Origin of the sequence: Streptomyces sp. NRRL WC-3549 (assembly GCF_000721935.1) — a bacterium.
Lineage (GTDB): Bacteria > Actinomycetota > Actinomycetes > Streptomycetales > Streptomycetaceae > Streptomyces.
Map to the genome: position 1 here is coordinate 208,335 of NZ_KL585395.1, position 11,983 is coordinate 220,317.

Sequence of the window (11,983 nt, forward strand, 5' to 3'; positions counted from 1 at the left end):
GGCCGCCGGGGCCTCCGCCGCCGAACTCGCCGCCGCGGTGCACCGGGTGTGGTGGGAGCGGCTGAACGACTTCTGGATACTGAGCTGGCGCTACCGCCTGCACGACCGCAGGGCCGACCCGCAGTTCCCTGCGGTGTCGGCCCTGGCGGTGTGGTGGACGCGCGCCTACGAGACGGTCAGCGAGGCGTTCACGGGGTGAGGCCCCGTCTCACCACCGGGTGAGGCCCCGTCTCACCCGGTGGTGCCGGTGCCGGCGGTGGTGGTGCCGGTCGTGACCCCGGACGCGCTCCCGGCGGCGGCACCGCTGCTCGCCCCCTCGGCGGCTCCCCCGCCGTTGGCCGGCTCACCGTTGGTCTCACCGGTGTCGCCGGAGTCACCCTCCGACCCGCCTTCGTCGCCAGAGCTGCCCTCCGTCGCCGTACCGCCCTCGCTCGTCCCCGGATCGGGCGAGGCGGTGGGCTGGGTCGGCTCCTGGGTCGGCCTGGTGGGGGTGTCCGACGCCTCCCAGGAAGGCTGCCGGGTGCGCCAGTTCTGGTTGCCGGTGCTGTTGTCCGGCGCCTCGGGCGCCTCGTCCGTCGCCTCGTCCGTCGGCTTCGCCGAGGACGCGTCGGGAGAGGGGGAGGTCGACGCGGAGGGGGCGGCCGGCGGCTTCTCGGCCTCGTTCTCGTTGGCCGCGCTGATGGCGAACGCGACGCCGGCGCCGATCGCGATGAGGGCCAGCACGACGAAGAGCAGCATCTTGCCGCGCCCTCCGCCGTCGGGCCGGCCGCCGGCGTACGCCCCGTCGTCCGGGTTCATCGGCGGCAGGATCGGGCCCTTGGAGGTGTCCCCGTGCACCGGGTGCGCCATGGCGGTCGTGGCGCCCATGGGCATGGCCGCGGTGTGACCGCCGTCGTGCCCCATGACGGGGCCGGTGTTCCAGGTACCGGTGTGCCCGCCCTGCACCTGGAGCATCTGCAAGGCGTACTGGACCAGGCCGCGCATCTCCTCGGCGCTCTGGAACCGGTCGTCCGGCTCCTTGGCGAGGGAGCGCATGACCATGCCGTCCAGCTCGGGCGGCACGGCGTCGTAGACGTCGGACGGCGGGACCGGGATGTCCTGGACGTGCTGGTAGACCACCGAGAGGGGCGTCTCGCCGGTGAACGGGGGCCGCATCGCGAGGAGTTCGTAGAGCAGGCAGCCGGTGGCGTACAGGTCGGACCGGTGGTCGACCGCCTTGCCCAGGGCCTGTTCGGGGGAGAGGTACTGGGGCGTGCCCATGACCATGCCGGTCTGCGTCATCGTCGACTGTGCGCCGTGCAGGGCGCGGGCGATGCCGAAGTCCATCACCTTGACGGCGCCGGAGTTGGTGATGATCACGTTCGCCGGCTTGATGTCCCGGTGCACGATGCCGTGCTGGTGCGAGTAGGCGAGCGCCTCCAGCACCCCCGAGACGATGATCAGCGCCTGCTCGGGCGGCGGGGCCTCGGCGCTGATCAGGAGGTCGCGGATGGTCCGCCCCTCGACCAGCTCCATCACGATGTAGGGCACGGTCGCGCCGCCCACGACGTCCTCGCCGGAGTCGTACACGGCGACGATCGCGTGGTGGTTGAGCCCGGCGACCGACTGTGCCTCCCGGGTGAACCGCGCCTTGGAGACCGGGTCCTCGGCCAGGTCGGAGCGGAGCAGTTTCACCGCGACGGTGCGTCCCAGACGTACGTCCTCCGCGGCGAACACCTCCGCCATACCACCCCGGCCGAGCCGGTGGGTCATGCGGTAACGGCCGTCTCCGACCACTCCATCGACACCCCAGGAGTCGGTGCCATCCGAAACTCCGCCGCCGTTTGCTTCGGATTCGGGTGCCATCAGTCCTCGCCGTCGTTTCTGTCCACGCGTCCGCGGGTTCTCACGGTGTGCTGCATTGCGACGTCACGCTACAGCCTTCGGCCCGCACACCGATTCCGAGAGGGACCGGTCATCCAATCGGCTGGCGCGCCGCCCACGCAAATCCGGTGGGCGTCCTGTAACGCTTCCGAGACGCTTCTTGTGCGTAGGGTCACGGAACGGGCACCCGGCTTGACGTGTCGGACCCCTCGGGCAGACTTGGCCCGTAACAGGCATCAGGAACACCGCGTCCGTGGGCGCCCGGGGGGATCGGCAAGTCATGAGCCAGGACGGCGCGCACGGAACGCAGGGGCGGTACGCGGGCGGTTCCCTGGCCGGGGGCCGTTACCAGCTGCGTGACCTGCTCGGCGAGGGTGGGATGGCCTCCGTCTACCTGGCGTACGACTCGGCGCTCGACCGCCAGGTCGCCATCAAGACCCTGCACACGGAGCTGGGCCGCGAGCAGTCCTTCCGCGAGCGGTTCCGGCGCGAGGCCCAGGCGGTCGCCAAGCTCCAGCACACCAACATCGTCTCGGTGTTCGACACGGGCGAGGACGAGCTCGGCGGCGCGCTGATGCCGTACATCGTCATGGAGTACGTCGAGGGGCAGCCGCTCGGCTCCGTACTCCAGGCGGACATCCAGCAGTTCGGTGCGATGCCGGCCGACAAGGCGCTCAAGGTGACGGCCGATGTGCTGGCCGCGCTGGAGACCAGCCACGAAATGGGCCTGGTCCACCGGGACATCAAGCCCGGTAACGTCATGATGACCAAGCGCGGTGTGGTCAAGGTCATGGACTTCGGCATCGCCCGCGCCATGCAGTCCGGCGTCACCTCCATGACCCAGACGGGCATGGTCGTCGGCACCCCGCAGTACCTCTCCCCCGAGCAGGCCCTGGGCCGCGGGGTGGACGCGCGCTCCGACCTCTACTCGGTCGGCATCATGCTCTTCCAACTCCTCACGGGACGTATCCCGTTCGACGCGGACTCACCGCTCGCCATCGCGTACGCGCACGTGCAGGAGGAGCCGGGCGCACCGTCCGGCATCAACCGGTCGGTCACCCCCGCCATGGACGCGCTGGTCGCCCGCGCCCTCAAGAAGAACCCGAACGAGCGCTTCCCCAGCGCCGCGGCGATGCAGGACGAGATCACCCGCGTGCTCAACGCGGGCGGCCACGCGGGCACCCCGGTGATCGTCGCCGGCGGCGGCCCGGCGAACAGCGGCTCGGGGGTGGGCTCGGCGGTCTTCCCGCCCGTCGACCAGACGGCACCGGCCCCGCACAGCATCCAGACGCCCTACCAGCCGCAGTCCCACCAGCCGGGCCCGTACGCGCCCACGCCGGCGCCCACCCCGGGGTACGGATACCCGCAGTGTATAAGAGACAGCACCAGACCCCGCCGCCCTACGCGATGTCCTCGCAGCCCGCGGTGAGCGGTGCGGGCCGGGGCGGTGGCTCCTCGCGGAGCAGGTGGATAGTCGTCGGGTCGGCCGTGGTGGCCCTGGCCGCGGTGGGCGGACTGATCGGCGCCCTGGTGACGGACGACGACGACTCGAAGAACGGCGACCCCGGGACCAGCGACTTCGCGGCGGACGGCGAGCACAAGCCGCCGGAGCGCAACCGGACCATGAAGACCGATGCCTGCACGGACGCGCGGGAGGACACGAACGACCCCGCGAAGGTCCAGGCGCCCAACTTCATGTACAAGGACATCCTTTCGGCGAAGGCCTGCATCGACGCCGCCGGGTGGACGGTCAAGGTGATCGAGATGCCGGGCAACACGTACGCCGAGGACCAGGTGATCGACCAGTTCCCGACGACGGGCACGGCCGTGGCCGAGCGGGGCGCGCACTTCGAGCTGCGTATCGCCACGGGCGACCCGGCCTGACCCCGCGGCGGCGGCCGGCGGTTCCGGGCGCGGCGGTGGCAGGCGCGGCGGTGGCGGGTGCCGCTGTGGCAGGCGCCGCTGTGGCAGGCGCCGCTGTGGCAGGCGCCGCTGTGGCAGGCGCCGCTGTGCTGTGACGGTCGTCGGCTGTGGCAGGGCGGCTCCGGGCGCCCGCGACGGGTGCGCCCTGCCGGTGGCTCCGTACGGGATGCCGGACATATCGGTGCATGTGACCCTGATCTCATGCCTCCAGGACTCCTGGCTTCACGGCCGTCACAGTGCGTGGCCTGTCTGGTGATGGCGGCGGGGCTGGCGCTCGGCGCCACGGGCACGGCGTACGCACACGAGCGCGCCCCGGCGGCCGGCCCCCGCATCGCACCTCAGTCGTCCTCCGCCGCCCCCTCTCCCTCCGGCTCCGCGGACGAGGCCCCCATGGCCGGGCGGACCGCCGGACAGGGGCGTGCGCGCCCCGGGCGGCCACCGGCGCCGTCCGAGCCGGCGGCCACCGGGACCCCGGCCGACGAGGCCCCGCCGGAGAACGAGCCGGTGGAGGCACCCGCGCACACCCCACCCCCCGACGCGTTCACCGAACCGGGGCGGAGCGCGCGCGAGCGGCAGGCGTTCGACCGCCCCGCCGTTCAGCAGGTGAAGCAGGTGCTGCTGGGATCGGGGATCGTCCTGGTCGGGCTGGGAACGGGGTTCCTGGCACTCCGCATGCGCCGTACGCACTGACGACGGTCACACACCGACGCAGCCGTTGGACTCGGCCTACACGCGGATCATGTTGCCGTGGGACACCTTGGCCCTGCCGGCCGTGGTCATACCGGTGACGGCCGGTCTGCTCGCCGCCGCGTTCGCCGGGTCGCGTCTGACCCTGGCCCGCAGGGCCGGGTAGGCGGACGTGTGCCCCTGGACCGCCAGGGCTGGGGGCAGGAAGGCCGGTCCGGGGCTGAGGCCGGGGCCGGGAAGGGCGGCGTCGGGCGTTCCGGGCGGCCGGTCCGGGGCCGAGGCCGGGTCCAGGCAGGGCGAGCGTCGGGTATTCCGGGTGGCCGGGCGGGGTGAGGCCGGGGACAGGCAGGGCGGGCGTCGGGTATTCCCGGGTGGCCGGGCGGGTTGGCGATGCCGTCTCCGCCACCGACCGGCCGTTCAGGTGCCCCCGGGAAGGGTGGATCTTGCTTTTCCGGGGGCACCACTCTCACGTACGGCTGGTGTGCGAGACAATGGCCACATGGAGATGCCGAGGAATGACCGGTCACAGGAGCACCCCCAGGTCCTCGTCGTGGGGCAGGACGGAATGGCCATCGGCGGCGGTGGCGGTGGTGACGACGAGTCGCGTGAGATCCCGGTGACGGAGATGGTCGAGCAGCCCGCGAAGGTCATGCGCATCGGCAGCATGATCAAGCAGCTTCTGGAAGAGGTCAGGGCCGCTCCCCTCGACGAGGCGAGCCGGGTCCGGCTGAAGGAGATCCACGCGGGCTCCGTGAAGGAGCTCGAGGACGGCCTGGCGCCCGAGCTGGTGGAGGAGCTGGAGCGGCTCTCGCTGCCGTTCACCGAGGACTCCGTGCCCTCCGAAGCCGAGCTGCGGATCGCGCAGGCCCAGCTGGTCGGCTGGCTGGAGGGCCTGTTCCACGGCATCCAGACGGCTCTGTTCGCCCAGCAGATGGCGGCCCGCGCTCAGCTGGAGCAGATGCGGCGCGCCCTTCCCCCGGGTGCCCTGCACGAGGAGGAGCAGAGCGGTCCCGACCCGCACGGCCCGGCGCGCTCCGGCCCGTACCTGTAACGCACGCACGCACGCCTTCGTACGCGGCAGGGCCCGGCACCCGTGGATGGGTGCCGGGCCCTGCCGCAGAGTGGGCCGCCTTGCGGACAGCCGGGAGTCCCTGCTGTGCCGGGTCCGCGCAGATCAGGCGGCGGAGGTCCGGAGGATCACCTTGCCGATGTGGGTGCTCGACTCCAGTACACGGTGGGCCTCCGCGGCCTCCGCCATCGGCAGCGTACGGTCCACGATCGGCCGGACGACGCCGTCGGCGATCAGCGGCCAGACGTGTTCGCGTACCGCCGCGATGATGGCGGCCTTCTCCGCGAGCGGGCGGCTGCGCAGCGAGGTGGCGGTGACGGCAGCCCGTTTGGTGAGCAGGGCGTTCAGGTTCAGCTCTCCCTTGGCACCGCCCTGGAGCCCGATGATCGCCAGTCGGCCGTTGACCGCGAGGGCCCGGACGTTCCGGTCCAGGTACTTGGCCCCGACGATGTCGAGGATGACGTCCGCGCCCGCGCCGTCCGTCGCCTGCCGCAGCTCCTCGACGAAGTCCTGCTCGCGGTAGTCGATGAGGATGTCCGCGCCGAGCTCCTTGCAGCGGGCCAGCTTCTCGGGTCCGCCGGCCGTCACCGCGACGCGTGCGCCGACGGCCTTGGCGAGCTGGATCGCCATCGTGCCGATCCCGCTGGAGCCGCCGTGGATCAGCAGGGTCTCACCGGGGCGCAGATGGGCCACCATGAAGACGTTGGACCAGACGGTCGCGGTCACCTCGGGCAGCGCCGCCGCCACCGTCAGGTCGACGCCCTCGGGTACGGGCAGCAACTGGCCGGACGGCACGGCGACCTTCTCCGCGTAGCCGCCGCCCGCCAGCAGACCGCACACCTCGTCGCCCACGGACCACCCGGTCACCCCCGGGCCGAGCGCCACGACGCGGCCCGCGCACTCCAGGCCGGGGTAGGGGGAGGCACCCGGGGGCGGGTTGTAGAAACCCTGCCGCTGCAGGACATCGGCCCGGTTGACCGCGCTGGAGACGACCTCGACGAGGACTTCGCCCTCGCCCGGTACGGGATCAGGGACCTCGGCCCATACGAGCGCCTCGGGGCCACCGGGTTCGGGGATCGTGATCGCATACATGGCCGCGAGGCTACTCCGTGTCGGGCCCCGGAAGCGTTCCGACCTGCCCGTGGAACCCGCACCGCCGCCCTCTCGTATCCTCCGCCCCTACGACCGCGGGCAGGGCCTCTTACGCGCGCGGGTGGGGCGGCTTCGGCCCTCCGAGCGGGGGGGGTGAGAGGGCTGGGCTGTTTCCGCCCTAGGGTCGGGGGTGGGACTGCGGGAGGTGGACCGCATGCGGACTGGGGAGCGGGGAAGCGCGCACGATCGTGATCAGCCGGTCCGTCAGCTGGAGAGGGCTCGCCGCGGGATCGTCGTAACCCAGGAGCCGGTGACCGCGGATCACGCTGACCACCAGATCGTCGGTCTCCCGGACGTTCTTGCCCACCTCGGCCTTTATCACCGGTCGTTCGACGAGATCGAGCCCGCTGCCCTGCTGGATGAGGTCTTCCATGACCGCGCCCGCGCTGGGGCTCAGAACGGAGAGACCGAGCAGTCGGCCTGCCGCACTCGCGCTGGTGATCACGGCATCGGCACCCGACTGACGGAGCAGCGGCGCGTTCTCCTCCTCGCGCACGGCTGCCACGATCTTCGCGCCCCGGTTGAGCTGACGCGCGGTCAGCGCCACGAGCACCGCTGTGTCGTCGCGCTGGGTGGCGATGATGATCTGCCGCGCCTTCTGGATTTCGGCCCGCAACAGCACATCGCTGCGTGTGGCATCGCCCAGAACCCCGACGAAGCCCTCGGCATTGGCGGCCTCGACCACTTTGCCGGCGGGGTCGACGACGACGATCTGTTCCTTCTTCAGGCCTGTGGCGCAGAGCGTCTGGATCGCCGAGCGGCCCTTCGTGCCGAAACCGACGACAACGGTGTGTTCACGCAAGTTGGATCTCCAACGCTTCAGCCGGAAGTCCTCCCGGGTCCGCTCCGTCAGGACTTCGAGAGTGGTGCCGACCAGGATGATCAGGAAGAGCACGCGCAGCGGTGTCACCAGCACCACGTTGACCAGCCTGGCGGAATCGCTGTACGGGGTGATGTCGCCGTAACCGGTCGTCGAGAGGGTCACGGTCGCGTAGTAAGCGGCGTCGAGGAGGTCGACCTTGGTGTCGGCGCTGTCGTGGTAACCGTCCCGGTCCGCCCAGACGATGAACACCGTTATGGCCAGCACCGTCAGCGCCATGGCAAGCCGTTTGGCGACCTGGCGCAGCGGTCTGTCCACCACGCGCCGAGGCAGGAGTACCCGAGTGGGTACGACGTGCTCGTCGGCGCGCCTGGCCATCGCATCGTGGCCGGGAAGTTTCACGTGAAACACCCTTCCGTCCACGGCGCTGCCGAGGCCCACGGTAGATCGAGGATCTCCACCTCGGTGCCGGACCGTACCCCGCCCGGAGGCACCACGGCCAGTCCGTCCGCAGCTGCGATCCCTCGCAGCATGGCGGGACCGTTGTAGTGCAGGGGAACGATGCTGTCCGCCTGATGCATGACGGGGATGAGCCGGGTGTCGTGCGGGTGGCCGTCCACCTCTTCGTGCACGGTCGGGCGGTACGGCTCCGGGGCCGGGCGTCCGGCGATGCCCCGCAGCAGGGGCTCGGCCAGCGTGAGCAGCCCGGACACGGCAGCGAGCGGATTACCGGGCAGGCCCACGACATAGGGCCCCGCGTCCGGCAGACGTGCCAGGAGCATCGGATGACCGGGACGCACCGACACCCCGTCCACGAGCAGCTCCGCACCCACCGCGGCAAGGACCGGATGGACGTGGTCGACGGGCCCGGCGGCGGTTCCGCCGGTGGTGAGGACGAGGTCGGCGTCCGAGGTGGTGAGCGCGTGCCGAAGCGCCTCCGCATCGTCACCGAGACGCTGCGGAGCGCTGACCTCGACTCCCAGCGAACGGAGCCAGGGGCCCAGCATCGGGCCGAGGGCGTCCCGGATCAGCCCGTCATGGGGGAGCCCGGCGGTGAGGAGTTCGTCACCGAGGACGAGCACGTCCACACGAGGCCGGGGTACGCCCACGAGCGCGTCGTACCCGGCAGCGGCCGCCAGTCCGAGGACCGGCGGGGGCACGACGGGCGAGGACCGGCGGGGTCACGACGGTCCCCGCGGGGAGGAGTTGGTCTCCGGAGCGGCATTCCTGGCCGCGCGGGCGGATGTCCTGCCCGGGGACGACGTCGCGGGTGGCGTGGAGCATGCCCTTCTCCTCGTCGAGCCGGGCGTGTTCGCTGCGGATGACGGCGGTGGCCTCGGCCGGGATGCGGGCCCCGGTGGCGATACGGACCGTCTGTCCGTCGAGGAGGGGGTCTGCCACGCCGTGTCCCGCGAGGAGCCCCCGGCCGGTCCGGACGGCCCAGGGTCCGGGTCCGGCGACGACCCAGCCGTCCATGGCTGACGTGTCGAAGGACGGGAGATCGGTGAGCGCCACCACCGCTTCGGCCAGGACGTGCCCGAGGGCGCGGTCCAGGGGGAGCCGGAGGGAGGGGAGGGGCGCCGTCCGGCCCAGCCGCTCTGCCAGCGCACGCGCCTCACGCCACGGGGCGCCGGGTTGGGTGCGGGGGCCGGAACGGGTGTGGGTGCCGGGCTCCTCCGGGGTGACGCTGGTGCGCAGGGTTCCGGCGTGGGTGCTCACGGCTGCGGCATCCGGAAACCTCGGAATCGGCGAGTCCGGGGACGCCGACGTCGCAGCCGACGTCGTACCGACCTGCTGCGGTGTGGTGTGGCCGTGTACGGCGTGGGCGTGAGCGCTGTGGCCCTCTGCCGGGTGGGCTTGAGCAGCGGGCTGTGGGGTGGAAATTCGAGTGGAGTGGGCTTGAGCGGAGTGGGCTTGAGCGGAGTGGGCTTGAGTGGAGTGCGGCTGTCCGCCGGGGTGCTGTGTGCTGTGGGGCTGTGTGCTGTGGGGCTGTGTGGTCCGGGACTCCGTTCCCAGCCTCCGTCCGCTCACGAGCGCCAGCGCCTGCTCGACGGCCCGCTCCTCGGCGGCCCGTGCCTCGGCGGCTCGTGCCTCGACAGCCCGCTCCTCGGCAGCCCGCTCCTGGGCGGTCCGCTTCTCGGCTGCTCCGCCGGAGGGCGGTCGCGGGCCGGAGGCCTCGCCTCCACGCACGGTCATGGCGCGCCGGCCCCTTCGTCAGCCTCCGTTTCTTCCTCCCACCGGAGTGCGAGCGCGACGGCCTTGCGGGCGGCCTCGGCCACCGCCTCTGCCGCGTCCTCGGGGCTCTGCCCTCTGCTCGCCGCCGCAGCCGCGTACCCCACCAGGAAGGTGGTCAACGGTGCGGCAGGTCGGGCGACGCCATGCGCGGCGTCACGGGCGAGGTCGAGCAGAACATCGATGTCGACGTCGAGTTCGATGCCCAGCTCGTTCTTGACTGCGGTGATCCATTCGTCCAGCACGGTCCCATGCTCCCTGATCCGGGTGCGAGCGGCGGCAAGGTCGTCCCAGGTGTCGCAGTCGAACGACGCCAGCGGCCCGGCCTCGACACGGGCCATCGCCAGTTCTGTGGTCAGCAGACGCAGGGGGAGCCCGGCGAGGCTGCCGTGTTCGGTGGCCAGGAGCGCCAGCTCCCGGCGGAGCGGCTCGGCACGGTAGGCGGCGACCAGTGGCTGGTCCCTGCCGCCGGGATCGGTGCACATGGCGCCCTCCCAGGCACCTGTTCCGGCTGCCGCCAGCAACGAGCGGACGGTCTCCTCGCCCAGGAACGGCAGATCCGCGGAGAGCACCAGCACCACCCCCTGGTCCGTCTGCCGCACCCCCGCGTCCAGGGCGGCCAACGGGCCTCCGCCATGGGGCACTTCGCGCGCCCATACGATCGGACGCCGAGTGGGCCTGCGCCCGCCCACCACCACGGTGGTCCGGGCTCCGGCACAGACGGCGAGCACCCGGTCGAGCAGGGAACGTGCCCCCACGCTCAGCCCTGGCTTGTCGGCGCCACCCAGCCGCCTCGCGGCCCCGCCGGCGAGAACGATGGCGTCATACGCGGTCATGCCCCGAGTATGCGTGCCCCCCGCTTCGCCAGGACAGCCCGGGGTCGCGTCCGACCCCGACCCGTACCGGCGGCCTGAACGGTCCACCCCCTCTCCCGGCCCCGGTCCCGGCCCTGGCCGCCCAGCGATCCCCTGGCCGATTCCGCCCCGCCCGGTGACGGGCGGGCTCCGACCGCCGGTGGCGCGGGTCCGCTCCCCCGGCGATCAGCGACCCGCCCGGCAACCGATACCTGCTCGGGCCTCGGGCCCGAGCCCGGATCCGGCAGTCCGGATCTGGGCGTGGATGTGCAGCCTGCGAGCCCGCGCCCGATGCCTGGTCGCAGGGCCGCGTCTCCTGGGGTTCTCGCCCCAGAACCTCGCCCCGGAGGTTCCGCCCCAGAGGTTCCGCCCCCCAGGGGCGGGCCCCGGCCCTGGGCCCCCCGCCCGGTCTATAGCGTGCGCAGCAGCAGCGCCGGCTGCTCCACGCAGTCGGCCACGTACCGCAGGAAGCCGCCCGCGGTCCCCCCGTCGCACACCCGGTGGTCGAAGGTGAGCGAGAGTTGGACGACCTGTCGTACCGCCAGCTCCCCATCGTGGACCCATGGTTTGGCGACGATCCGGCCGACCCCGAGCATCGCCGCCTCGGGGTGATTGATGATCGGGGTCGATCCGTCGACACCGAACACGCCGTAGTTGTTCAGCGTGAAGGTGCCGCCGGTGAGCTGGGCAGGGGTGAGCCTGCCGGCCCGAGCCGTCTCGGTCAGGGAGCCGATCTCCGCGCTGATCGACTCCGTGTTGCGGGTGTGGGCGTCCCGTACGACCGGGACGACCAGGCCCCGTTCCGTCTGGGCGGCGAAACCGAGATGAACGGCGGGCAGGCGCACGATCTCCCGCGCCTCGGTGTCCACGGTGGAGTTGAGCTCGGGGAACCGGGCCAGAGCCGCCGTGCAGATGCGGGCCAGCAGGGCGAGCACGGAGACCCTGGGCGTCGTTCCTCCCTTGTCGGTGCCGTTCATCGCGGCCCTCGCCGCCATCAGCTCGGTGGCGTCGGCATCCACCCAGCACGTGGCCTCGGGGATCTCGCGCCGACTGCGCGACAGCTTGTCCGCGACCGCGCCCCGGACCCCGCGTAGGGCGATCCGCTCGGCCGCGACCGCCCCGTCCGGTGCCGGTACGGGACGTGGCCCCAGGGACGCGGGGGCGGCGGCCTCCTGTTCCAGGCCTCTGATGGCGGACTCGACGTCCGTACGCAGGATCAGGCCGTCCCGGCCCGAACCCGTGATGTGACGGAGGTCGAGTCCGTGCTGCCGTGCCAGCCTGCGTACCAGCGGGGAGACGACCGCCACAGGCCCCCGGCCCTCGTCCGCAGCCTGCGCCCGCACGGGCACCGGAGCCGAAGCTGGTGCCGGTGCGGCTGCGGCG

Annotated in this window: 9 protein-coding genes and 2 pseudogenes; 4 read left to right on the forward strand and 7 right to left on the reverse strand. The window is 72.3% G+C overall.

Annotated elements, in window-relative coordinates; translation table 11 throughout:
- A pseudogene (locus IH13_RS42280) lies at positions 1–199 on the forward strand (aminoglycoside phosphotransferase); the annotation flags it as partial.
- A 32-nt stretch (positions 200–231) separates the two neighbouring features.
- Here the strand turns inward: IH13_RS42280 and IH13_RS0113815 are convergent.
- The gene (locus IH13_RS0113815) at positions 232–1,845 is read right to left on the reverse strand and encodes a protein kinase domain-containing protein (protein ID WP_031084262.1); all 1,614 of its coding nucleotides are present in this window, start codon (positions 1,843–1,845) and stop codon (positions 232–234) included.
- 298 nt (positions 1,846–2,143) lie between these two features.
- Between IH13_RS0113815 and IH13_RS37410 the strand changes: the two are divergent.
- From IH13_RS37410 to IH13_RS0113835, 3 genes and pseudogenes are all read left to right on the forward strand, one after another.
- Positions 2,144–3,747 (forward strand): annotated as a pseudogene (locus tag IH13_RS37410) (protein kinase domain-containing protein).
- Positions 3,748–3,987: 240 nt separating this feature from the next.
- Positions 3,988–4,476 (forward strand): hypothetical protein, encoded by a 489-nt coding sequence (locus IH13_RS44580; RefSeq protein WP_234433290.1) that lies wholly within the window; start codon positions 3,988–3,990, stop codon positions 4,474–4,476.
- Positions 4,477–4,972: 496 nt separating this feature from the next.
- Positions 4,973–5,524 (forward strand): bacterial proteasome activator family protein, encoded by a 552-nt coding sequence (locus tag IH13_RS0113835; RefSeq protein WP_082317598.1) that lies wholly within the window; start codon positions 4,973–4,975, stop codon positions 5,522–5,524.
- 123 nt (positions 5,525–5,647) lie between these two features.
- Here IH13_RS0113835 and IH13_RS0113840 read toward each other — a convergent pair whose 3' ends face one another.
- The 6 genes from IH13_RS0113840 to IH13_RS0113860 form a co-directional block, all read right to left on the reverse strand.
- On the reverse strand, positions 5,648–6,634 hold the full coding sequence (locus IH13_RS0113840; RefSeq protein WP_031084267.1) for an NAD(P)H-quinone oxidoreductase: 987 nt from the start codon (positions 6,632–6,634) through the stop codon (positions 5,648–5,650).
- A 178-nt stretch (positions 6,635–6,812) separates the two neighbouring features.
- Positions 6,813–7,955, reverse strand: coding sequence for a potassium channel family protein (locus IH13_RS0113845; RefSeq protein WP_031084269.1), 1,143 nt, complete (start codon positions 7,953–7,955; stop codon positions 6,813–6,815).
- Positions 7,913–8,602 carry a molybdopterin-binding protein gene (locus tag IH13_RS46080; RefSeq protein ID WP_420713358.1) on the reverse strand — a complete coding sequence of 230 codons (690 nt, stop codon included), beginning with the start codon at positions 8,600–8,602 and terminating at the stop codon, positions 7,913–7,915. Before IH13_RS46080 ends, IH13_RS0113845 begins: the two co-directional genes overlap by 43 nt.
- A complete protein-coding gene (locus IH13_RS46085; protein ID WP_420713359.1) occupies positions 8,580–9,233 on the reverse strand; it encodes a MoeA family protein in 654 nt (217 codons plus the stop codon). The genes IH13_RS46080 and IH13_RS46085 overlap by 23 nt, the downstream gene beginning before the upstream one ends.
- 473 nt (positions 9,234–9,706) lie before the next feature.
- On the reverse strand, positions 9,707–10,582 hold the full coding sequence (locus IH13_RS0113855) for a DUF6457 domain-containing protein (RefSeq protein WP_031084270.1): 876 nt from the start codon (positions 10,580–10,582) through the stop codon (positions 9,707–9,709).
- Positions 10,583–11,010: 428 nt separating this feature from the next.
- Positions 11,011–11,983: dihydrolipoamide acetyltransferase family protein (locus IH13_RS0113860; protein WP_031084272.1), on the reverse strand; the 973-nt coding region annotated here is incomplete at its 5' end.